Source organism: Bacillus sp. JFL15, from assembly GCF_001184225.1.
Classification (GTDB): domain Bacteria; phylum Bacillota; class Bacilli; order Bacillales; family Bacillaceae; genus Bacillus; species Bacillus siamensis.
Genome location: NZ_KQ236689.1, coordinates 2506029 through 2528960, shown reverse-complemented (window position 1 = coordinate 2528960; position 22932 = coordinate 2506029). Strand labels below are relative to the sequence as shown.

General features: G+C 47.1%; 20 protein-coding genes. 6 read left to right on the top strand and 14 right to left on the bottom strand.

All coding sequences use genetic code 11. The annotated features are described in order from the left end of the window. Window positions 1–36 precede the first annotated feature (36 nt). On the top strand, window positions 37–912 hold the full coding sequence (locus AD710_RS12640) for a transcriptional regulator CitR (RefSeq protein ID WP_045927075.1): 876 nt from the start codon (window positions 37–39) through the stop codon (window positions 910–912). A gap of 68 nt (window positions 913–980) precedes the next feature. Here AD710_RS12640 and AD710_RS12635 read toward each other — a convergent pair whose 3' ends face one another. Then, entirely contained in the window at window positions 981–1805 is an 825-nt protein-coding gene (locus tag AD710_RS12635) for a C40 family peptidase (RefSeq protein WP_049628185.1), read from the bottom strand. Between the two features lie 460 nt (window positions 1806–2265). Here AD710_RS12635 and AD710_RS12630 point away from each other — a divergent pair, with 460 nt between their 5' ends. Then, window positions 2266–3645, top strand: a complete 1380-nt coding sequence (locus AD710_RS12630; RefSeq protein ID WP_049628184.1) for an alkaline phosphatase PhoA — start codon at window positions 2266–2268, stop codon at window positions 3643–3645. Between the two features lie 36 nt (window positions 3646–3681). Here the strand turns inward: AD710_RS12630 and AD710_RS12625 are convergent, their stop codons facing one another. Continuing rightward, window positions 3682–5088 (bottom strand): SpoVR family protein, encoded by a 1407-nt coding sequence (locus AD710_RS12625; protein ID WP_049628183.1) that lies wholly within the window; start codon window positions 5086–5088, stop codon window positions 3682–3684. Window positions 5089–5262: 174 nt separating this feature from the next. Here AD710_RS12625 and AD710_RS12620 point away from each other — a divergent pair, with 174 nt between their 5' ends. From AD710_RS12620 to AD710_RS12610, 3 genes are all read left to right on the top strand, one after another. Beyond that, window positions 5263–6777, top strand: coding sequence for a mechanosensitive ion channel (locus AD710_RS12620; protein ID WP_049628182.1), 1515 nt, complete (start codon window positions 5263–5265; stop codon window positions 6775–6777). Window positions 6778–6910: 133 nt separating this feature from the next. After that, window positions 6911–7345, top strand: coding sequence for a nitric oxide-sensing transcriptional repressor NsrR (gene nsrR, locus AD710_RS12615; protein WP_016938399.1), 435 nt, complete (start codon window positions 6911–6913; stop codon window positions 7343–7345). Between the two features lie 178 nt (window positions 7346–7523). After that, window positions 7524–8987 carry a peptidoglycan endopeptidase LytF gene (locus AD710_RS12610; protein ID WP_049628181.1) on the top strand — a complete coding sequence of 488 codons (1464 nt, stop codon included), beginning with the start codon at window positions 7524–7526 and terminating at the stop codon, window positions 8985–8987. Window positions 8988–9028: 41 nt separating this feature from the next. Here AD710_RS12610 and AD710_RS12605 read toward each other — a convergent pair whose 3' ends face one another. Then, window positions 9029–9352, bottom strand: a complete 324-nt coding sequence (locus AD710_RS12605; RefSeq protein WP_016938401.1) for a DUF3889 domain-containing protein — start codon at window positions 9350–9352, stop codon at window positions 9029–9031. A 190-nt stretch (window positions 9353–9542) separates the two neighbouring features. Between AD710_RS12605 and AD710_RS12600 the strand changes: the two genes are divergently transcribed. Beyond that, window positions 9543–9785 carry a YhdB family protein gene (locus AD710_RS12600; protein ID WP_016938402.1) on the top strand — a complete coding sequence of 81 codons (243 nt, stop codon included), beginning with the start codon at window positions 9543–9545 and terminating at the stop codon, window positions 9783–9785. 13 nt (window positions 9786–9798) lie between these two features. Here the strand turns inward: AD710_RS12600 and AD710_RS12595 are convergent, their stop codons facing one another. The 11 genes from AD710_RS12595 to AD710_RS12545 form a co-directional block, all read right to left on the bottom strand. Beyond that, the gene (locus AD710_RS12595) at window positions 9799–10323 is read right to left on the bottom strand and encodes an NADPH-dependent FMN reductase (RefSeq protein ID WP_045927071.1); all 525 of its coding nucleotides are present in this window, start codon (window positions 10321–10323) and stop codon (window positions 9799–9801) included. Next, entirely contained in the window at window positions 10324–10968 is a 645-nt protein-coding gene (locus AD710_RS12590) for a response regulator (RefSeq protein WP_049628180.1), read from the bottom strand. It abuts the gene before it with no gap. Further along, a complete protein-coding gene (locus AD710_RS12585; RefSeq protein WP_049628179.1) occupies window positions 10949–12106 on the bottom strand; it encodes a GAF domain-containing sensor histidine kinase in 1158 nt (385 codons plus the stop codon). Before AD710_RS12585 ends, AD710_RS12590 begins: the two co-directional genes overlap by 20 nt. A 142-nt stretch (window positions 12107–12248) precedes the next feature. Then, window positions 12249–13991: a phospho-sugar mutase gene (locus AD710_RS12580; protein WP_049628178.1), complete on the bottom strand. Its 1743-nt coding sequence runs from the start codon at window positions 13989–13991 to the stop codon at window positions 12249–12251. A gap of 132 nt (window positions 13992–14123) precedes the next feature. Further along, window positions 14124–15791, bottom strand: a complete 1668-nt coding sequence (glpD, locus tag AD710_RS12575) for a glycerol-3-phosphate dehydrogenase (RefSeq protein WP_049628177.1) — start codon at window positions 15789–15791, stop codon at window positions 14124–14126. A 138-nt stretch (window positions 15792–15929) separates the two neighbouring features. Beyond that, window positions 15930–17420, bottom strand: a complete 1491-nt coding sequence (gene glpK, locus AD710_RS12570) for a glycerol kinase GlpK (RefSeq protein ID WP_016938408.1) — start codon at window positions 17418–17420, stop codon at window positions 15930–15932. Window positions 17421–17436: 16 nt separating this feature from the next. Further along, window positions 17437–18264 (bottom strand): MIP/aquaporin family protein, encoded by an 828-nt coding sequence (locus AD710_RS12565; RefSeq protein ID WP_016938409.1) that lies wholly within the window; start codon window positions 18262–18264, stop codon window positions 17437–17439. A 172-nt stretch (window positions 18265–18436) separates the two neighbouring features. After that, on the bottom strand, window positions 18437–19012 hold the full coding sequence (locus AD710_RS12560) for a glycerol-3-phosphate responsive antiterminator (RefSeq protein WP_016938410.1): 576 nt from the start codon (window positions 19010–19012) through the stop codon (window positions 18437–18439). Between the two features lie 16 nt (window positions 19013–19028). Continuing rightward, complete coding sequence (locus tag AD710_RS12555) at window positions 19029–20381, bottom strand: aspartate aminotransferase family protein (protein WP_156187168.1); 1353 nt, start codon at window positions 20379–20381, stop codon at window positions 19029–19031. 243 nt (window positions 20382–20624) lie between these two features. Beyond that, window positions 20625–22163, bottom strand: coding sequence for a bifunctional GNAT family N-acetyltransferase/carbon-nitrogen hydrolase family protein (locus AD710_RS12550; protein WP_016938412.1), 1539 nt, complete (start codon window positions 22161–22163; stop codon window positions 20625–20627). Further along, a complete protein-coding gene (locus AD710_RS12545) occupies window positions 22156–22845 on the bottom strand; it encodes an HAD family hydrolase (RefSeq protein WP_016938413.1) in 690 nt (229 codons plus the stop codon). Before AD710_RS12545 ends, AD710_RS12550 begins: the two co-directional genes overlap by 8 nt. Window positions 22846–22932 lie beyond the last annotated feature (87 nt).

The following is a 22932-nucleotide window of genomic DNA, read 5'->3' as shown; positions in this document are numbered from 1 at the left end:
GAATTAATTAAAACTTTTAATCAGAGGAGTGCATCTATGGATTTTAAATGGCTTCACACCTTCGTCACCGCAGCAAAATATGAGAATTTCAGAAAAACGGCGGAAACACTTTTTTTATCCCAGCCGACCGTCACCGTTCATATAAAATTATTAGAGAAAGAAATCAGCTGTAAGCTGTTTCAGCGAAGCGGCCGGAAAATACAATTGACTGAGGAAGGAAAAGCATACGTTCCATTTGCCATGAGGCTTTTGGAAGACTATGAAAACAGCATGGCGGAGCTGCACAGGGTGCGTCAAGGCTACTTCCACACGCTGACGCTCGCTGTTTCGCCGCTTATCGCCGACACCGTTCTTCCGTCTGTCATGAAGCGTTACACAGAGGACAATAAAGAGACCGAAATGACGGTCACCATTTACGAATCGGAAGAAATCGCCACTCAAATCAGAAACGGCTCAGCCGATATCGGACTGAGCTGCTTAAAGGTGCAATCATCTTCCCTCACATGCCGCCCCCTGTACAATGACCCCGTTGTGCTCGTCGCGCCCCCCGGCCGAAAACCAGGATCAGGGAAAGCGGATGAAGTGAAAGACCTGCTCGGACGATATCTGCTTTTGACCCATAACCATCCTGACTATTGGGATGATTTGCTCCGTCAGGTCAGAATACAGTTCCCCTTTGTCAGAACGATGAAGGTGACACAGACGCATATTACGAAACGATTTATTAAAGAGGGGCTGGGCGTCTCATTTCTGCCGCTATCAGCGGTACGGGCCGAACTCGCTGAAGGCAGCATGATAGAAATCCCGTGCGATTTCGCCCAGATGCCGAGCGCGGGCGCCTACGCCATCGCCCTCCATGAAAATGAAAAAAAGAAAACCTTTTTAGATTTTTTATCACATTTTCATTTTTAGGTGAAACAAATGGAGTTCTGTTCCGTCTAAATAAAAAACCCGTTCTGATGAACGGGTTTCTCTGGCTGCTAGAATCTTTTCGCGCCCAGGTAGCGCGGCTTCCAGTAGCTGTTATTCAGGTCACTTGTTGCGACGCCGTCGGAACCGGCATGGATGAACTTGTTGTTTCCGATGTACACGCCCATGTGTGAAGGGCCGGCCTGATAGGTTGTAAAGAAGACGAAGTCGCCTTTAGACGGGCTGGACACGCTCTTCATTGAGCTCCAGTAACCCGCAGTGCTTGTTCTTCCGACACTCGTCTGTTTGTTCAGAAGGTACCAGATAAATCCGCTGCAGTCAAAGCCGGAAGTCGTTGTTCCGCCCCATACATACGGCGTGCCGATTAAAGATTGCGCATCAGAAATCAGCTTGTTTACATTCAGGCTCGTCTGTGCAGCATGATGGCTGGATGAAGGCTGCTTTGATGACGAAGAACCTGAAGACGCTGAACCTGAAGTTGATCCTTTTACTTTAAGCACTTGCCCGATGCGGATCAGGTCCGTTTTTAAACCGTTTAAGCTTTTCAATTGGTTTACCGTCATTTTATATTTATTCGCAATTTTCCAAAGGCTGTCGCCTTTTACGACTTTATATGTAGACGATGATGACTTGCTGCCCGAATTTGAACCTGAAGATGATTTACCATTGATCGAAAGCGTCTGGCCGATGTAAATGATATCCGATTTTAATTTGTTCTCAGATTTAATGGAATTAATTGACGTTCCGTACCGATTTGAAAGTCCCCATAATGTATCGCCTTTTTTTACCTTAATTGTTTGCGCAGATGCCGCACCCGCAAACAAAGTCGTCCCTAAAACCACTGCCGTCGTTGCTGTAACAAGTTGCTTTTTCATTTTTTCCTCCCTGAATAATTCTATCTATTTTATAAGTCTCTTTTTTAAAGTTTTTATCTGTTTCCTATTATAAGGTTCAATTTCCACTAGAAATAGACTTGACTTCCCGTGACAAATTTCTTACTAATTCGTTTTTAAAAAAAGTTTTTAAGGGTATTAAATATTTCAATTTGATTTCAAACGTGACGAAAAAAGAGTCTTTTTGTCATGTTTTTTTCCTGCGATCCTCGTGTTTTGGAAAATAAAGAAATTTATTTTCCACATTACCCCTTGTTAAAAAAACCCTCATCTTTTTTGAAATAGTGAATGATTTTTACTTTTTCTTGAAAACATAACCTTACTTGAGAATTTACATTTCTAACAATGTTTCACCTGAAATTTACAGGAGGGACAGGCGTTCTTTACAAACATTCCCTACCATTAGACATGCAGACCACGATTAAAGGAGGACGATTTGAGAATGAGTCTATTTAAACAGGTTCGGTCAAAACTTCTGCCGGCGGCAGCCGTATCCGTGCTGACAGCCGGTTTGATTGCGGGTGCGGGATTTCAGCACTCCGAACAGGCTGCGGCAAAAAAACAGCCTGACAAAAATGAGATCAGAAACGTCATCTTCATGGTCGGAGACGGAATGGGTGCGCCTTACATGAACGCCTACCGTTCGGTCATTAACAAAGGAAAGCCTTCAGACGGCATGAAACTGACGGCGTTTGATCCCAATCTCACCGGGATGATGATGACTTATCCCGACGATCCTGATTCCACTATCACCGATTCCGCGGCGGCCGGCACGGCAATGGCCACCGGCGTGAAAACGTATAACGCGGCGATCGGAGTCGATAAAAAAGGAAAGCGGGTAAAATCTGTCCTCGAAGAAGCGAAACAAAGAGGCAAATCCACCGGACTTGTCGCAACTTCAGAGATTGCCCACGCCACTCCTGCGGCTTTCGGCGCGCATAACAAATCAAGAAAAAATATGGATGAAATCGCAAGCAGCTACTTTGATGACCGCATCAACGGAAAGCAGAAAGTGGATGTACTCCTCGGCGGCGGCAAATCAAACTTTATCCGTAAAGACCGCAATATAACGAAGGATTTCAAAAAAGCGGGATACAGCTACGTGACATCAAAACAGGAACTTAAAAAGGACCGCAATAAAAACGTTCTCGGCCTGTTTGCCGATGGCGGACTCGCCAAAGCAATCGACCGCTCAAACGACGTGCCTTCATTAGAAGACATGACAACAGCGGCGATCGACAGACTGAATAAGAATAAAAAAGGTTTTTTCTTAATGGTCGAAGGCAGCCAAATTGACTGGGCGGGACATGACAATGATATCGTCGGCGCAATGAGCGAAATGAAGGATTTTGAAAAAGCGTATAAAGCAGCGATCGCATTTGCCAAAAAGGACAAACATACGCTTGTCATTGCCACTGCTGATCATACGACCGGCGGATTGACGATCGGCGCGAATAACGATAAAAACTGGCATGTTGAACCGATTCTTGCCGCGAAAAAAACACCGGCATTTATGGCTGATCAAATCAAAGCGGGCAAATCCGTATCTTCCGTGCTTGCGCGTTATACCGGCCTGAAATGCTCAAAAGCCGAAATCAACCAGATCGAAACTACGGCAAAGCAGGATAAGGACAAGGGCGCCTATAAAGCGATCATTAAGCTCTTTAATGCGAAAACCAACAGCGGCTGGACAACCGGCGATCATACGGGCGAAGAAGTTCCGGTTTACGCATACGGCCCGGGAAAAGAATCTTTTACAGGCCTATTAAACAACACGGATCAGGCTAAAAAGATCTTTCACATTCTGAAAAACGGCAAATAAAAAAAGGATGCGGGGTTTCCCTGCATCCTTTTTTCTTTACAGATATCTCCGGTGCACTCCTTTGCCGTCATACGAGAACATCACTTCCTTATCTTCCAGAACTGATTCGATATGCACGCTCCTGCCCCACAGCTGGTACAAGTACGGCAGCACCTTCTCCAAATATTTCAGATCAAGCTCAATTCCCTCATACCAATGCTTAATATAAAGCTCATTATTCTTCAGATAATCCCCATCATTGACGGTCAGATAAGGAAACCCGCCGTTTACCCGCATGTTCACGAGCTGATCGCGCACGGCCTTCCATTCCTTGTCGATCACTTTATAGTCCCTGCCCTGCTTTTGGAATAAATACAGATCCTCTCGCAGCACGAGATCTTTCGTCAAATAATTGCGGATAAAAGAAATATCTGATTCAATTTCCCTGACCTCAAACATTTTTTCACGGCCGGAACCGGGCTTTACCCCTGTTTTTTTCATTTCTTCTGTCGGGTTGTCGTAGCGCTCTTCGATGTCTTCAAAAATTTTCAGCCCTAAATAATACGGATTGATTCCCGTTTTTGACGGCTGAACGACGCCTGCGTTCAGTTTCGCAAATTCGATGGCTTCATCTGAAGTTAAATCAAGCTCGCGGATAATCCGCTGATGCCAATAGGATGCCCAGCCTTCGTTCATGATTTTTGTTTCCAGCTGAGGCCAGAAATACAGCATTTCTTCTCTCATCATGGTTAAAATATCTCGCTGCCACGGTTCGAGCTCCCGCGAATGCTCCTCGATAAACAGCAGAATGTCTTTTTCCGGCCGGGGCGGAAACGCTTTTTTCCCTTTTTTCTTTTTCACCGGCTTCGGCTTATCCATTCCCCATAAATCATCGTAAGGCGATGGCGCAGTTTCCTCTTCGTCCTCATCTTCGTCATCAACGCTCCATTGCAGCTTCGGCCTGACGAGCGACGGATCGATATGCTCCTGAACCGCCAGAATGGCATCTAAAAAGGACTCCACCTCTTTAATTCCGTGAATTCTTTCATAATGCTTAATCCGCTCCGCCGCAGCCGCCATACTCTCGACCATGTCCCGGTTCGTATTTTGAAAGCGGCAGTTATGTTTGAAAAAATCACAATGGGCCAGTACATGGGCTACAATTAATTTATTTTGGATCAGCGAATTGCTGTCCAGCAAAAAAGCGTAGCAAGGGTTGGAATTAATGACAAGTTCATAAATTTTGCTCAAACCGAGATCATAATGGAGTTTCATCTTGTGAAATTGTTTACCGAAACTCCAGTGGCTGAATCTCGTCGGCATGCCGTACGCGCCGAATGTATAAATAATTTCAGCCGGGCAAATTTCGTATCTCATCGGGTAGAAATCAAGGCCGAATCCCTTCGCAATGTCGGTTATTTCCTCAATTGCCCGCTGTAAACCTTTTGTCTCCTCCGCGTTCAACCGAATCCCCCCTACTTGGACTTATTTATAATGTATGACCCCTCCTCTCAAAAGATGAAATAACAGGCGGGTTTCCGTCTGAAAACTTTCGGCACATCCGTCCCGTTTGCTTTATATGTAAGTGGGTAAAACACACACCATACCCCATAAAAAAAGAAAAAGGAGCGATTCTACTTGAACACAGCAGACATGCTTACCACGTATCTCAGCAAACTGCCGAATCTGATCATTGCATTGCTCGTCCTGCTTATCGGCTGGGGCATTGCGAAAATCATTGAAAAAGCCGTATACAAAGGCCTGCAAAAAACAAAAATCGACGACAGGCTGTTCGCCGAAAAAAAGCCGGCGCGCTATTCCTCGGAAAAAGTCATCAGTAAAGTCATTTATTTTATCGCATTAATTATCGTTTTTATTCTATTCTTTAACATTCTGCATCTGACAACCGTGGCTTCGCCTTTTGTCAGCATGCTGTCGGCGATAACGGCGGCTGTGCCGAGCATTTTAAAAGCCGGTTTGATTCTGCTCTTGGGATGGGCGGCTGCTTCGCTTTTCAGCTATCTCGTCAAAAAAGCGGGCATGAAACTGGCTGCAAACGGCTGGATCAGAAAATGGACCATGGTTTCTGAAGAGGCGGAGATGAGCAAGTCCGTTACGGCCGCTTCACGAATCGTTTTTTATTTCGTCTTGCTCCTGTTCCTGCCGGGCGTCTTGTCCGCTCTTCAAATCAGCGGAGTATCAGGACCGTTTACACATATGATCCAAAGCGTGTTATCCTTTATACCGAAATTATTCGCCGCGGCGCTGATTGTCTTAATCGGCTGGCTTGTTGCCCGTCTCGTCCGTGATATCGTCACAAACTTTCTGGCGAGTATCGGCACGGAAAGACTTGCCGCACGTATGGGGCTTTCTATTTACCTGAAGGATACAAGCCTGTCGGCAATCATCGGAACGATTGTCTACGTGCTGATTTTTATTCCGGTGGTCATTTCTGCGCTTGACCGGCTTGATATTGCGGGCATTTCTGAACCGGCCTCAGCCATGCTGAACACGGTCTTCACAATGCTTCCTAATATCATCATCGGTATTGTGCTGATTATCGCCGGCATCTGGATCGGAAAATGGGTAAGCAGTATTGTATCAGGGCTGCTGCACCGGGCCGGCTTTGACTCTCTTCTTGGAAAAATGGGCTTTGAACAGGCGGATCGTCCGAAGCTTACGCTTTCTCAAACTGTCGGCATGATTGCGCAGATCATCATCGTCCTGCTCTTTACGGCAGAAGCGCTGCAGCTGGTTCATCTCGAATTTCTCGTCGTCATCGCGACCGGTATTATCGCTTACCTGCCTAATGTTCTGGCCGCTGTATTTATTCTCGGAATCGGGCTTTTGGCCGGACAGCTTGTCAGCAGACTGCTTGTCGGCATGCTGAGCGGAAAAGAATTCAGATTCCTGGCGCCTCTTGCGAAATATACGATTATCACGCTCTCAATCTTTATGGCGCTGGATCAGCTCGGTGTCGCCGACACGATCGTAAATGCCGCATTTATTCTGATTCTTGGCGGTTTCGCGCTTGCCTTCGGACTTTCATTCGGTCTTGGCGGAAAAGAATTTGCTTCCCGTTATCTGTCGAAGTTGGACCGCAAAATTGAAAAACATCAATCGGCTGATGACCGTAAACCGCCGATGTCTTAAACGAAAAAAACGTGTGCTCAGAAGGAGCGCACGTTTTTTTTTGAGATTGATGGGCAAATTCCTTTTTTTTCATTTTGAAATCCTATATGATAAACTGTAACAGAAGCAAAATCTCTTTTTTCGAGGTCATTCTATGAAATTAACGAACTATACCGATTATTCTTTACGCGTTTTGATTTTTTTGGCTTCCAGACATTCCGAAGAACTTTCCAACATAAAAGAAATCGCCGACACATATTCCATCTCTAAAAACCACCTCATGAAAGTCATTTACCGTCTCGGACAGCTCGGGTATGTGGAAACGATCCGGGGCCGCGGAGGCGGAATCCGATTAGGAATGAAACCGGAAGACATTAACATTGGAGAAGTCGTTCGAAATACAGAAGACGACTTCAACATCGTAGAATGCTTTGACTCCCAAAAAAATCTCTGTATCATATCTCCCGCCTGCAACTTAAAGAATTTGCTGAATGAAGCCCTGCAAGCTTACCTGGCTGTTTTAGACAAATATACGTTAAGGGACCTGGTCAAAAATAAAGAGGAGATTATGAGACTGCTCAGAAGCTGAAGGAATGCCCGCATTCCTTCTTTTTTTATGCCTGCATAAGAAAAAAGAACTATTTCTACTAATATGATAAATGATTGCAGACAAGTGCCGATATAAAGATTATCATTACTGTTATCCTCACCTTGCGGCTGCAACGAATGGGGATAGTAAAATCATCGCAGGAAAAGGGAGATTCACTATGAAAAAAAAGGTAGCGGTCGGTTTGACTGCATCTGCGATCGTCGGGTCTGCGTTAGCTGTAACACCGGCAGAAGCACAAACGATTAAGGTTAAAAGCGGAGATTCATTATGGAAGCTTGCCCAAAACTACAATACAAGCGTGGATGCCATTACATCAGCCAATCATTTAAAATCCACCGTTATTTCCATCGGGCAGACGCTCAACATCCCTAACGGCAAATCAGATTCCGGCAGCCCGGCGCCATCTTCAAAGAACAGCGGCAAGACGACAAGTGTGTATACGGTGAAAAGCGGAGACTCGCTGTGGCTGATCGCGTCTGATTTTAAAATGTCCGTACAGGAACTGAAAAAACTGAACGGTCTGACAAGCGACTTAATCCGCGCAGGACAGAAGCTGCAAGTGAAGGGGAAAGTGTCCTCAAGCACCGACAAGACAAAAACCGTTCCGGGCAGCAGCTCAAACAGCAGTAAAAAGCAGTCATCTTCATCTTCATCTTCCGGGACATATAAAGTCAAACTCGGCGATTCGCTCTGGAAGATCGCAAACAGCGTTCATATGTCCATTGCGGAACTTAAAGTATTAAACAACTTAAAAACGGATACGATCTACGTAAACCAGGTTCTGAAAATAAAAGGAACGTCTCCTTCGGGAAACAAGCCGTCAAAAGACAATTCAAACAAAAATCAAAACCAGACGCAAACATCATCTTATACAGTAAAAAGCGGAGACTCGCTCTGGAAGATCGCAAACGCATACAATATGACGGTTCAGCAAATCAGAAGCATCAATAAACTGACGTCAGACATGCTGCGGGTCGGACAAGTGCTGAAGCTGACAAAAACGCCGTCTTCCGGCTCTTCGTCTTCACCGTCAGCTCCGAACCAGTCCGGAAATACAGGGAAAACCACTACATATACCGTCAAAAGCGGGGATTCCTTATGGGTTATCGCCCAAAAATTCAATGTAACCGCCCAGCAGATCCGAGAGAAAAACAATCTGAAAACAGATGTGCTTCAAATCGGACAGAAGCTGACGATTGCAGGACAGCAGTCAAACACGACACCAAATCAGTCCGGCAGCACAGGCGGCACAGGTTCAACTAGCGCGAAGATTAATGTAATGATCGATGCCGCAAAAGCTCAGCTGGGTGTACCGTATGTATGGGGCGGGACAACGCCGAGAGGCTTTGACTGCAGCGGTTTTATTTATTACGTTCTTAATAAGGTCACTTCCGTATCCAGACTTTCAGCCGCAGGCTACTGGAATACGATGACATCAGTCAGCCAGCCGGCGGTCGGTGACTTTGTCTTTTTCTCAACTTATAAAGCCGGACCTTCTCACGTCGGCATTTATCTCGGAAACGGACAGTTTATTAATGCCAACGATTCGGGTGTCGTCATTTCCAGCATGAACAATTCCTATTGGAAACAGCGCTACCTCGGAGCGAAACGATTCTTCTGATACAGACAAGCTGCACAGCCGAAAAGGCTGTGCAGCTTTTTTTACAGCCTGAAAATATTAATGCTGATCACATGTTTAGTCACGGGGTGAAAATACACTTCAGCACGGGAGGAAAACGTCTCTTTTTTTGTTTGCACCGTTACGCGAAACACGTCTTTCGTCTGTTCCCGGTTTACTTTCGTACGGCCCATGTACGAATAATCGGTAAGCTCGGCCCCCTTGTATTCACGTTCCAGCTGGTTCCATGCGAGCTGCTCCCATTTTCCGACTGATGGATCGAGGTGTTCTGTATGCCCTTTTTCAGCGATTGAGGCAATGAGAATGCCGCAAAACAAGAGGGCGAGCGCAAATGGAAGAAATTTCATCTTTATGTTCTCCTGAGTCGTTTTTGTCAATCTTAGCGTGTCCAAAGAAGAGACGGATATGCGTTTTTATTTTATGTCTCCCTCATATTGCTATGCCCAATTTATACGGACACCAACTTTTCCCCCGTTGCATCCGGGCTTCGGCGGCATAAACTAACGGAGAACTTCTCATTGAAAGGGGAAGCGTAAGATGGATCATGCCGATTATGATAAAGCCTTATATTACACACACAGGTCTCAATGGGACAATTTATTAATTTTGATGGTGCGTACGAAAGATGATTTGTTATCAAAGCGTATTGAGCACTTTTTGCATGCATATCATTTTGAACTTGATTATGCGGTGCTTGAAAAAGAGCTGTATTCCCTTCTCAGGTATATTGATCATGCGGCAGAGCTCGCGTATGAAGATCAATTAGCCATGCTGACATAAAACAATCCCGGCGTCAGGCGCCGGGATTTCCTGTGTTTGTAAACATATTCAGCTCTTCCATCATGTCTTTCAGGCTGACCGCCATATCCTCAGATACGGTCCGGCGCTCCATGTCGATGTGAATCGGGTCTAAGACCAGCTGTTTCGGGATGACATTTGCATAGACGCCCCTCATCACAGTCCGCATATTCGCCAGCGCGTTCATGCCGCCTTTTCCTCCGCCCGCCGCTGCAATGATGGCCACCGGTTTGTATCTCCAGCAATCACTGCTTAAAAAATCAATGGCGTTTTTTAAAGCGCCGCTCATGCCGCTGTGATACTCGGGAGATAATAAGACGACGGCAGACGACTTTTTCACCTGCCGCCTTAACTCTTGCACTGAGGGCAGATCGTTCTGTTCTTCTTCACCGTTATAAAGCGGCAGTTCACTTTTGCTTAAATCAATAAAATCGGTTTGAAACCGGTCTCTGATATACGAAGCGGCAATTCTTGTCCGCCCGTTTTTTCTCGGCGTGCCGCTGATCACTAATATGCTCATTTAGTTTACCGCCTTTCCGGAAACATTGTATTTTACGGCATACAATGCCGCTTGTGTCCGGTCTGAAAGATTCAGCTTTGACAGCAGATTGGACACATGGGTCTTCACTGTTTTTTCAGAAATAAACAGAGCTGCGGCAATTTCCTTATTGCTTTTCCCTTTGGCTATTTCTTGAAGAACATCTTTTTCACGGGGAGTCAGCTGATAATATTTTTCCTTATCCTGATCCTCCTGAACCATATGTGTCAGCACGTGAGGCACAATATCCGCTGAGAGCCGGTACCGTCCGGAATACACTTCCCGGAGTGTTTTCACTAAATCATCGGGCTGGGCGTCTTTCAGCTGATACGCTTTGGCTCCGGCTTTAAGGGCGGGAATGACATGCTGCGGGTCGGAATAGCTCGTCAAAACGACGATACTGATGTCCGGAAATCGTTCAGCCGCGATTTTTGCCGCTTCAATGCCATCCATATCAGGCATTGATAAATCCATTAACACGATATCAGGCTTCGTTAGTTCAGCTTGCTGAAGCGCTTCAGCACCGGTAGACGCCTCACCTACTACTTCAATATCTTCCTGAGTGGCGAAGAAAAAGCGCAATCCTTTGCGGACAACGTGATGATCATCAGCGATCACAATTTTCATCAATCAGACCTCCTATCCCGTAAAATGGAAGCCGAACGGAGACAATCGTACCGGCGCCAAGCTCAGATTGCAATAGAAACCGGCCTCCGATTGCTTCGGCGCGCGCTTTCATACCCGCAATGCCAAGCGACGGCAGCCCCGCATGCGCATCAGCGCTGAAGCCCGCTCCATGGTCGATAATGCGAAGCTCAGCATGATCCGGCTTTTTAACGGCAGAAATGATAACCCGGTCCGTTCCTGCATGCTTTTTGCAGTTATTCAAGGCTTCTTGAGCGATCCGCCAAAGCGCGTGTTCCTGTTCATCCGTAAGCTTCAGTTCATCTTCCATGTCACAGACGGCTTCCAGACCGATGAGAGCGGCATAGCTTTTGATCGACGCATACAGCCCTTTCGTTAAACTTTCCGGTCTCAGCTGCCAAATAAGCGTCCTCATTTCTGTCAACGCATCCTGCGACAGCTCTTGGATGAACGTAATCATCTGCCGGAGCCGTTCATCATCTGTAAAGCTTTTAGCGGCTTTTGCCGTTAAGCTGACGGAAAACAGCATCTGATTGACGGAATCATGCAGCTCTTGCGCCAGTCTGCTCCGTTCCATCAGCAGGGCGTTCTGCTGTGCAAATTCGGCCAGTTTCATCCGCTGGATCGCCGTTCCGATTTGAAAGGCAACCCCTTCAAGAAGATGCAGTTCTTCTTCGCTGAAAAACGTCTTTTCGCCTGCAGCGACGTTTAATAAACCGAATTTCCGGCCGCCGTCTTCAAGCGGAACGGTCGCATGATGGGTAATGCCTTCGGTGTCGCTGCAGTCCGTCGTCTGTTCCGCAAATTCAATCCGTTTACAATTCATAATGTTTACAGCCTTGGTCAATCCGCCATTGCTGAATTTGGTCAGACAATAGCAGTCCCCGCTGCACATTAATGCGTTTTCCCGCTGACCGAGAGCCGGCGGTAAATAAGCGGATGCGGCAAGCGTATAGGACCCGTCCGGATCAATCAGAAAAATCCACCCTGTCTGCAGCCCGGTCAAGCTGAGCAGCTCGCGCAGGACTTTATCAAGCGCTTCCTTCATATCGTGGCTTTGGTTTAAGGTTTCCGCAATCGCTTTTAAGGTTTTTAAGGTTTCTACCGTCGTTTTCGTCAAACTCCCTCACTCCGGCCATTCAGAATTATCCATATTATATCAATTCTAATCTGTATTTGCCTTTGCTTCAGCATGATTTTACCTCATACTTTCGGATGAGGCGTAAAAAAACCGCCGGATATCGCTTCCGGCGGTTTTTTGTTTATTTCGTTTTTTCCACTATGGCATCCACCGTTTTCATGACGGCTTCAGATAATGCGGCAAGACGCTGTTCACTGTCTTGTAAAGAAGTTCCCTTCACTGCGAAATAGAACTTGACTTTCGGCTCCGTTCCGGATGGGCGGAGGCAGAACCAAGAGCCGTCTTCAAGGAAATATTTCAGGACATTTGACTTCGGCAGATCAATATCTTCTTCACGATGATCGGCAAATACAGTCCGTTTTCCCGTTGAATAGTCTTCAGCCTGCGTGATTTGTTTTCCGGCCATCTGCTTCGGCGGATCGTTTCGGAATGACGTCAGGATAGCGGAAATCTGCTCTGCTCCCTGTTTTCCTTTTAACGTCAGTGACTTCAAGCCTTCACGGTAATAACCGTATTCTTTAAAAATGGACAGCAGCGCGTCATAAAGCGACATGCCCTGCTTTTTATAAAAGGCGCATACTTCGACGGCTAACAGCGCAGCCTGGATCGCATCTTTGTCACGCGCAAAATCGCCGATTAAGTAGCCGTAGCTTTCTTCATACCCGAACTGGAACGTGTATTGTCCGGTTTTTTCATATTCTTTGATCTTTTCACCGATAAATTTGAAGCCCGTCAGCGTATCAACCGTGTCTAAACCGAATGATGAAGCGACGGCGCGGCCCAATTCACTCGTAACAATCGTTTTCATGACGACGCCGTTCTCAGGAAGGACGCCTTGTTTTTTCTTTTCAGAAAGCAGGTAGTGCAATAAAAGCGCGCCTGTCTGGTTCCCCGTCAGCACCGTATACTTGCCTTCACTGTTTTTTGCGGCAATGCCGAGACGGTCGGCATCCGGGTCCGTAGCGACGAGAATATCGGCGTTTTGTTCTTCTCCCAGCTTAATGGCATATTCAAATGCCGCGTGCTCTTCAGGGTTTGGCGATTTGACGGTTGAAAAATCCGGATCCGGAAGCTCCTGTTCCTTTACGACAGTGACGTTTTTGTAACCGAGCGCTTCGAGACCGCGGCGTACCGGTTTATTCGCCGTGCCGTGCAGCGGAGTGAACACGACGCTCACGTCGACTTCTTCCGAAAGCTCGGGATGGACGGAGATGGAAGTCAGTTTTTCAGTATAGGGTGTATCAATTTCTTCGCCGATGATCTTAATTAAACCTTTTTCCTTCAGCGCCTGTTCATCTTCAACTTGTATTGTTAATTCATTTTCAATCGCATTCACTTCCGCAATGACGATGTCCGCTTCTTTCGGCGGCAGCTGTGCCCCGTCATCGCCATACACTTTATATCCGTTATATTCAGGCGGGTTATGGCTGGCCGTCACGACGATACCCGCATAAGCGTTCAGTTCTCTCACCGCAAAAGACAGCTCAGGCGTCGGGCGGAGCTCATCAAATACGTATGTTTGAATGCCTTGGGAAGCAAGGGTTTTGGCTGCTTCCATCGCAAACTCAGGAGATTTATGACGGGAGTCGTACGCGATCGCAACGCCTCTTTTTTTCGCTTCTTCTCCTTGTTTTGCGATATACGCAGCAAGCCCGGCGGATGCTTTGCGGACCGTGTAAATGTTCATTCTGTTTGTGCCCGGCCCGATTTCTCCTCTCATGCCTCCTGTTCCGAACTCAAGATTTTTGTAGAAAAAGTCTTCCAGCAGCTGCTCGTTTCCTTCTGCGTCCGCCAATAATTTTCTCAATTCTGAATCTAATTGTTCGGCCTGATTCCAGCGTTCGTAACTCTTACTCCAACTCATGTTCGTCCTCCTATAATTTCAGCTTATGACCATATTTTAATATGAAGCGGCTGTCCGTGTCACTTGATAACTTAACACAGTGCTTTATGTAAAAAGAAGGGCTCATGCCTTTTCGGCACAGCCCTCCGGTTATTATTGTTCGAGCGGAACAACTGCATCGTGCAGCAGCGTGTTTAACCACTCGGTATGTTTCGCTTTCGTTTCGTCATCCCATTGGAACCGGTCGCTCATGTAATCAATCACAGCCGTTTTATACGTCTGCACCCATTTGATGTCGAAGAACAGTCTGCCCGTTCTGCGGACGAAGAAATCAGCAGGTGTCGCAGCCATCTCTTCTTCAATGCTGTAAGCCGCTTCCGCCAGAATGTGAACCGGAATCTGGCGTTTTGCCGCTTCTTCTTTCAGGCCTTCAATCCGGCTGAATACATTTTCGACGTTAGAGCCGTATCTGATGGCTAACTGTTTAGCTGTTTCCTGTGATAAACCGATTTTCAATCCGTCTTTTGTCTTTGCTTCCACAAATGACTCGAAGTTTTTAGAGCCGCCGACATGTCCTCCGGAAATCGGCATCGTCTTCGTCTTACAGCCGCCGAAGTCCTGGCCGCCCTCTTCTTTTAAGCGGTCGCTGACAAGATCGACAATGTGCTCAGCCATTTTACGGTAGCCCGTCAGTTTTCCTCCGGCGATTGTGATCAAGCCAGATTGAGATGTCCAGATTTCATCTTTACGGGAGATCTCAGACGGATCTTTTCCTTCTTCGTGAATGAGCGGTCTGAGGCCGGCCCAGCTTGATTCAATATCGTCCGCCGTAATATTCAGTTCCGGGAACATATAATTGATGGAGCTGACGACATAATCACGATCCTGCACCGTCATGCGCGGATGCTCAAGCTTTTGTTTATAAACCGTGTCTGTCGTGCCCACGTATGTTTTTCCTTCACGCGGAATGGCGAACACCATACGTCCGTCCGGCGTGTCAAAATACACAGCCTGTTTAAGCGGGAATACGGATTGGTCGAATACGAGATGGACCCCTTTTGTATGCTGGAGATGCTTTCCGCTTTTGCTGTGGTCTTTTTCTCTCAGCTGGTCGACCCAAGGACCTGTCGCATTGACGATTTTTTTGGCGTAAACTTTGTATTCCTTGCCTGACAGCAGATCTTCAATTAAAACGCCGACGACTTTTCCTTTTTCATAAAGCAGCTCTTTCACTTTAGAATAGTTGACAGGCTCCGCGCCGAATTTAACGGCTTCTTTCATGACTTCAATCGTCAGTCTCGCGTCGTCCGTCCGGTACTCTACATAGTAGCCTCCGCCTTTTAAGCCGTCTTTTTTGACGAGCGGTTCTTTTTGCAGCGTTTCTTTTGCAGACAGCATGCTTCTGCGCTCTGATTTTTTTACCCCTGCTAAATAGTCATATACACGCAGACCGATGGACGTAGAGAATGAACCGAATGTGCCTCCTTTATGGAACGGAAGCAGCATCCATTCCGGCGTCGTGACGTGCGGGCCGTTTTCGTATACAATGGCACGTTCTTTACCGACTTCAGCCACCATTTTGACTTCGAATTGCTTCAGATAACGCAAACCGCCGTGGACAAGCTTTGTGGATCGGCTTGATGTGCCGGCCGCGAAATCCTGCATTTCGCTCAAAGCGACTTTCATTCCCCTTGAAGCAGCGTCAAGCGCCGTACCGGCACCCGTAATGCCTCCGCCTATAATAAACAGATCGTAAGTTTTTTTAGTCATGTCTTCCAGCATATGATCCCGTTCCAAACTCGAAAATTGGTGATTCATCATTACGTTTCCTCCTTGTTGTCACGGTATAGAAAAAGAGACCACAACAGCCAAAGCGCATGTTATCACTTTGGTGCTGTGGTCTCTCCTCATCTCAGGACCGTTCCTATTAACTTGTGTTCAGTATATCATAATTTTATCTTATTTAAAAGCCATAGCTGCATTTACTGCTTTTTTCCATCCGCCGTACAATTCATCGCGTTTTTCATCTTCCATTTCCGGTTTGAATTGCTTATCCAGATTCCACTGATCGGCGATTTCAGTGCTGTCTTTCCAGTAGCCGACAGCGATTCCGGCCAAATACGCGGCACCGAGCGCCGTCGTTTCATTAATTTCCGGACGTTCGACCGGCACATCAAGCAAGTCGCTTTGGAACTGCATAAGGAAATTATTTTTAACCGCTCCGCCGTCTACACGCAAAGTTTTTAAAGAGATGCCTGAATCAGCTTCCATGGCATCAAGCACATCTTTCGCCTGATAAGCGAGAGATTCAAGCGTAGCCCGGATAAAATGCTCCTTCGTCGTTCCGCGTGTCAGGCCGAAAACTGAGCCGCGCACGTCACTGTCCCAGTACGGTGTGCCCAATCCGACGAAAGCGGGCACGACATAAACACCGTCAGCGGAATCCACACGCTCTGCGTATGTCTCGCTTTCTTTCGAATCATGGAACATCCGCATGCCGTCTCTCAGCCATTGGATGGCAGAACCTGCGACAAAGATGCTTCCTTCCAGCGCATACTCGACTTTTCCGTCTAATCCCCAGGCGATCGTCGTCAGAAGGCCGTGCTCTGAAGTAATGGCTTTTTCTCCGGTATTCATGAGCATAAAGCAGCCTGTGCCGTATGTGTTTTTCCCCATGCCTTCTTCAAAGCACGCCTGACCGAACAGCGCTGACTGCTGGTCTCCGGCCGCACCCGCAATCGGAATGTTTTTGCCGAAGAAATGATAATCAACCGTTTTCGCGTACACATGAGAAGACGGTTTCACTTCCGGCAGCATTGATTTCGGCACGCCTAAAATGTCAAGCAGCTCGTCATCCCATTTTAATTCATGGATATTAAACATCAGCGTTCTTGAAGCGTTGGAATAATCCGTTACGTGCGCCGCGCCTCCGGACATTTTCCAGATGAGCCATGAATCAATCGTTCCGAAAAGCAGATTTCCGTTTTCCGCTTTTTCCCGCGCGCCTTCTACATTGTCAAGAATCCATTTGACTTTCGTTCCTGAGAAATAAGGGTCGATCAGAAGTCCCGTTTTTTCTCTGAATGTATCATTATATCCTTTTTCACGAAGCTCTTCGCAAATGCCGGATGTTTGTCTCGATTGCCACACAATCGCATTGTATACCGGCTTTCCGGTATCTTTATCCCATACGACCGTCGTTTCCCTTTGGTTCGTGATGCCGATGCCGGAAATTTGGTCCGCGCTGATTCCGGACTCAGAGATCACAGTCGCGATAACGGCGAGCACCGATCCCCAAATTTCGTTCGCATTATGCTCCACCCAGCCCGGCTGAGGGAAGTGCTGTGTGAATTCCTTTTGAGCGGAATGCACGATTTTTCCTTCTTTATTAAAAAGAATCGCTCTTGAACTTGTTGTGCCTTGGTCAATTGATAAAATATAGGTCTCCATGATGCCGCTCTCCTTTTTAAATATATTCAGAATTTGATAATGTTTTTCGTGATTGAGATTTCTTGGTATAAACATAGAGTATGAAAAGCAATACAACCATTATAACGCTTACAAACCAAAAGCTAGATGTCACATTTCCTTTAAACGCGGCATTGTAAAATACACCGCCGAACGCACCGCCCATGATCGGACCGATAACGGGAATCCAGGCATATTTCCAATTTGACGGCCCTTTTTTCGGAATCGGCAGAAAGGCGTGTGCGATTCTCGGCCCCAAATCCCGCGCAGGGTTGATCGCATACCCGGTTGTTCCTCCGAGAGAAATTCCGATAGCCACGATGAGGAATCCGACAATCAGCGGGTTCAGCCCTTTTGTAAATTCATTCGCTCCGATCGCCAAAATGCCGAGCACAAGCACAAACGTCCCAATGACTTCACTTATCATATTCCCAAATGTATGAGGAATACTCGGGCCGGTCGAGAAAACGCCCAGCTTAGCCGCCGGATCATCCGTCGCCTTCCAATGCGGCAGATAATGAAGATACACAATAACCGCGCCGATCATTGCTCCGATCATCTGTCCAGCAATATAGACAGGGACTTCTTTCCAAGGAAAACTGCCTTCAAGCGCAAGGCCTATCGTTAAAGCCGGATTCAAGTGAGCGCCGCTGATTCCGCCGACAGCATATGCCGCCATGGCTACTCCAAGCCCCCAGCCGAATACAACAACAATCCATCCGGATTGGTATGAAAGCGATTTCTTTAAATTGACTCCCGCACAAACGCCGCCCCCGAAAATAATAAGCAGCATTGTACCGATTACTTCTCCCCAAAATGCTGTCATCATCATTCCTCCCAAATGACATAATAGCAGGTTTGACAGAGTTATAGAGAATAAAAAACCCACAACAGACCGCTTTACGCTTTATTGCTTCCGTAAAGAGCTGTTGTGGGTCTCCGGGTCTCCATCACATAGTATTAACCTAGGTCTATTGTAACAACGGGTGTAAGCGGTGTCAATCTTTTTTTGTCATAGAATGTTCATATTTAGCCCACAGCTCGGTGTCTGAAGTCGTCACAGCCGTGGCCCCCGCCTGCAAAGCGTTTTCAACATCCTGCTCCGTGCGGATAAAGCCGCCGGCAAAAATCGGAATGCCCGTCATCTCTTTAATTTCCCGGATTAAAGTCGGAACGATGCCCGGGAGGACCTCGATAAAGTCAGGCTTATGCTTCCCGACGAATTCCATGCTCTTTTCCATCGCGCTCGTATCCAAGAGAAACAGACGCTGGATCGCATATATTTTCTTTTGTTTCGCTTTGACGATGACGGCCGATCTCGTTGAAATGATGCCGGCGGGCCGGATGTCCTGACAAATGAATTCCGCACCGTATTCATCATGCTTAATGCCGTGAATTAAATCGACGTGAACCATCAGGTGTTTTCCGTGTTTTTTCGCTTCATTCACGACACCTTTTAATTGACCGAGGTGAATATCTAAAATAACGCCGTATAAGAACGGACTTTCTAAAAATGCATCGAATTGCTTCATGTTCCGGATAGCCGGTAAAATCTGCTGGTTGTGAAAACTCATGTTTTACTCCTTTACATTAAAAATCAATGCTCAGCACGCTTTCTTTGACCGTCGAAATGATGAAAGAAAGCTCCTCGTCAGAAAGGCAGAAAGGCGGTGAAAGCTGAATGACATTATTATATCCCGCTGCAGTATCGCCATTTTTCCCGACGAGCAGGCCTTTTTTCTTACAGGCGGTGATGACGTGCTGGACAGCGGCGGCATCAGCGGGTTCTTTCGTAATTTTGTCCTTTACGAGCTCGATGCCGGCAAGAAGGCCCTTTCCCCGTACATCCCCGACCGCGGGATGTTCTCTGAGCGGCTGAAGCTCCCGGAGCAGCCTTTCGCCAAGCTCCCGGGAACGGGGGATCAGATTTTCGTCCTCCATCAATTGCAAGTTCTTCAAAGCAAGGGCGCAGGCTGCCGGATTGCCTCCGAATGTATTCACGTGCCGGAAACGGCCGTACGGCTCACCGTCCGAATACGCTTCAAAAATCTCCCGTTTCACTGCCGTCGCCGACAGCGGCAGATAAGCGCTCGTGATGCCTTTTGCCATTGTGACGATGTCCGGTGAAACGCCGTAATGCTGAAATCCGAACGGCTCTCCCGTGCGGCCGAAACCGCAGATGACTTCATCACTGATAAGCAGCGCGCCGTGGCGGCGGCAAATGTCTTCTACCTTTGCCATATACCCGTCTGGGGGCATCAGTATACCTCCGCCTGTAATAATCGGTTCCATAATAACGCCGGCAATCGTTTCGCTTAATTCCCACGTCATGATCCGGTCGATTTCATGTGCGCTTTCCAATGTGTCAGCATCGGCGGGATTCCGATAGAGATCAGGCGGCGCCGCATGCAAAAATCCTTGGGAGAGCGGCTCGTATTTGTATTTTCTCTGCGCCTGGCCGGTAGCGGCGAGCGCCCCCATCGTATTGCCGTGATAGCCCCTGTACCGGGAGATGAATTTGAAGCGGCTGTGATCGCCGTTTTCAATGTGGTATTGGCGGGCAATTTTGAACGCGGTTTCATTTGCTTCCGATCCGCTGTTGGAAAAGAAGATTACATAATCGCCGCCGAGCCATTCATTCAGTTTTTCCGCAAGCTCAATCGCAGGTTGATGGCTTTGGGTCAGCGGATAATAAGGAAGCTCCTTCAATTGGCTGTAAGCCGCATCGGCAAGCTCCTTTCTCCCGTACCCGATATTGACGCACCATAGTCCTGACATGCCGTCCAAATACCGCCTGCCGTCAATGTCCGTAACCCAGGCGCCTTCCCCTTTTTGGACGATTATGCTGTCATCCGGCTCCGCCCCTTTCATCGCGTGCCAAATCAGCTCTTTATCCTTTTGTTTGAGTGACTGATTTTTTTGTACATGTTCCACACCGCTCATCTCCCTTTCAATATCATTGCACTGTATCGAAAGCTGCCCGGCTTCTGACGCCGATTCTCTTGGTGAAGTTTTCCTCTTAATAAGAATATAAAGGCGCGGCATGGGTGAGTCAATAAAGCGGCGGCAATTAAAAAAACGCTTTCTCCAAGAAAGCGAAAGGGCTACAAGAGCATATCCCGAAACCGGGGACGGTGCAAGTATTTTTATAAAAAAACCCGCTCCTTAAACCGGAGCGGGCTTTCTTCATTTAAGATGCGTAATCCGGTAGATGTCTTTGCGCCGGTCTTTCAGCTGGCGCACGGTTCCGTTTTCACGCTGTCTTCTTAAAATTTCAAGGTCAACGTCCCCGATCACAACCATTTCGATATTCGGGTTCGTTTCACCGACGATTCCGTCTCTGGCAAATTCAAAATCAGACGGAGCAAAAATGGCTGACTGTGCGTATTGAATGTCCATATTTTCTGTTTGCGGCAGGTTCCCGACCGTACCTGAGATGACAGTGTAAATTTGGTTTTCAACCGCTCTCGCCTGAGAGCAGTATCTTACGCGCAAGTAGCCTTGGCGGTCTTCAGTGCAGAACGGTGTAAAGATAATTTTCGCCCCTTGATCCGCGGCAATTCTCGCAAGCTCCGGAAATTCAATATCGTAGCAGATCTGAATGGCGATCTTTCCGCAGTCCGTATCAAATACGCGCACTCTGTCTCCGGCGCTGATGCCCCACCATTTCCGCTCATTCGGCGTAATGTGAAGCTTATATTGTTTTTCAATCGTGCCGTCACGTCTGAATAAGTAAGCGATGTTATAAATTTTCCCTTCTTCTTCAACGAAATGGGAGCCGCCGATGATGTTGACATTATATTTCACCGCGAGATCTGTAAAGAGGCTGATATAGTCCTCTGTATATTCGGTAATCCTCTGAATGGCAAGGCTCGGAGAACGCTCCTCGAGGAAGGACATGAGCTGCGTCGTGAAAATCTCCGGAAATACCGCGAAATCAGATCTTGCATCGGAAGCCACATCCACATAATATTCAACCTGATTGGCAAATTCCTCGAAGGAATAAATCTTTTTCATTTCATACTGAATGACGCAAATACGCACCGGAAATGCCGATTTGTAATAGCGCTTCGACTGCGGCAGGTAATCGACATTGTTCCACTCCATTAATGTCGCATATTTTATGGACGCGGTGTCATCCGGGAGATAATTCGGATTGATCCGCATGAGCGTAAATCCGTTCATCAGCTGGAAGGAAAGCACCGGATCATAAATCTGATGGCGCGTCACCTGTTCGACATAGGCTCTCGCCGTCATTTCTTCCGCATATTTATGGTAATTCGGAATCCGTCCGCCGATAATGATGCTTTTCAGGTTTAATCGTCTCGCCAGGTCTTTTCTCGCTTCATACAGCCGGTGTCCGATCTTCATCCGTCTGTATGCCGGATGCACCATCACTTCAATTCCGTACAGGTTCATTCCGTCCGGATTGTGGTTCGTGATGTAACCGTCGTCTGTAATGTCCTGCCATGTGTGGCGGTCATCGTATTCATCGAAATTGATGATCAGACTGGAGCATGATCCGATAATTTCCCCTTCATACTCGGCGCAAAACTGACCTTCCGGAAAATGCGCGAGATGGCTGATTAAATGCTCAGGCTCCCAAGGCTCCATCCCCGGGAAACAATCCTTTTGCAGCTCAATAATTTTATTGATATCTTTCTCTTCCATGTTCCGTATGACCATTTTCTTTTCAAAACGGGTCAGATCAAGTTTCTCAGACAATGCCGCTTCCCCCTGCCGATTCGTTTTGATTGTTCAAGCGCTGTAAAAGTAATTCAAGTTCCATTTCCGCCATCGATTCGAGTCTGTGATCGTATTCTTCAAACAACAGGGTGCTTGTTACCTTATTCGGTACGATCACACATTTCATGCCGGCACGTTTGGCTGCGATTGAGCCATTGACGGAATCCTCAAAGGCAAGACATTCGGAAGGTTCGACGCCTAAATGTTCCGCCGCTTTCAAATAGAGTTCCGGATTCGGCTTCACTTCTTCTACGTCATCCGCCGTCTGAATCACTTCAAATTCATCAAACAGGCCTAACTCCTTCAGGTGGCCCGATACCCATTTGAAATCTGAGCTTGAAGCAAGCCCCACCTTCAATCCTAATTCTTTCGCCGCGGCTAAATAAGCCTCCACTCCGGGACGCGCCGTTTCCGTTTTCATTCGCTGTTGGAAGCGCGCGCGCCTGATCGCCGTCAGTTCGTCATGATCGAGCTTTCTTCCCAGCTGCTCCTCTAAATATGCGAACGGCTTAAATCCCGCGGCCGTTCCGATCACCTTTCCCCAGACAGATAAAGGCAATGTCGATCCGTGTTCTTCAAACATTTCTTGCAGCACTTCATATTCATGGGTTTCTGTATCTAAAATTAACCCGTCAAAATCAAAGATTAATGCTTTTATCACTGCTTACAGCTCCTTTAGTTAACGTACTGTGACCTATGTATACACTATACCGTGAATTTCTTCCGCGTTCAAAATGTAACATTCGGA

Excerpts from the sequence above, each read along its gene's own strand:
- AD710_RS12640 (WP_045927075.1), top strand. The coding sequence starts at position 37 with ATGGATTTTAAATGGCTTCACACCTTCGTCACCGCAGCAAAATATGAG.
- AD710_RS12635 (WP_049628185.1), bottom strand. The coding sequence starts at position 1,805 with ATGAAAAAGCAACTTGTTACAGCAACGACGGCAGTGGTTTTAGGGACG.
- AD710_RS12630 (WP_049628184.1), top strand. The coding sequence starts at position 2,266 with ATGAGTCTATTTAAACAGGTTCGGTCAAAACTTCTGCCGGCGGCAGCC.
- nsrR (WP_016938399.1), top strand. The coding sequence starts at position 6,911 with ATGAAATTAACGAACTATACCGATTATTCTTTACGCGTTTTGATTTTT.
- AD710_RS12610 (WP_049628181.1), top strand. The coding sequence starts at position 7,524 with ATGAAAAAAAAGGTAGCGGTCGGTTTGACTGCATCTGCGATCGTCGGG.
- AD710_RS12605 (WP_016938401.1), bottom strand. The coding sequence starts at position 9,352 with ATGAAATTTCTTCCATTTGCGCTCGCCCTCTTGTTTTGCGGCATTCTC.
- AD710_RS12600 (WP_016938402.1), top strand. The coding sequence starts at position 9,543 with ATGGATCATGCCGATTATGATAAAGCCTTATATTACACACACAGGTCT.
- AD710_RS12595 (WP_045927071.1), bottom strand. The coding sequence starts at position 10,323 with ATGAGCATATTAGTGATCAGCGGCACGCCGAGAAAAAACGGGCGGACA.
- AD710_RS12590 (WP_049628180.1), bottom strand. The coding sequence starts at position 10,968 with ATGAAAATTGTGATCGCTGATGATCATCACGTTGTCCGCAAAGGATTG.
- AD710_RS12580 (WP_049628178.1), bottom strand. The coding sequence starts at position 13,991 with ATGAGTTGGAGTAAGAGTTACGAACGCTGGAATCAGGCCGAACAATTA.
- glpD (WP_049628177.1), bottom strand. The coding sequence starts at position 15,791 with ATGATGAATCACCAATTTTCGAGTTTGGAACGGGATCATATGCTGGAA.
- glpK (WP_016938408.1), bottom strand. The coding sequence starts at position 17,420 with ATGGAGACCTATATTTTATCAATTGACCAAGGCACAACAAGTTCAAGA.
- AD710_RS12565 (WP_016938409.1), bottom strand. The coding sequence starts at position 18,264 with ATGACAGCATTTTGGGGAGAAGTAATCGGTACAATGCTGCTTATTATT.
- AD710_RS12560 (WP_016938410.1), bottom strand. The coding sequence starts at position 19,012 with ATGAGTTTTCACAACCAGCAGATTTTACCGGCTATCCGGAACATGAAG.
- AD710_RS12555 (WP_156187168.1), bottom strand. The coding sequence starts at position 20,381 with ATGAGCGGTGTGGAACATGTACAAAAAAATCAGTCACTCAAACAAAAG.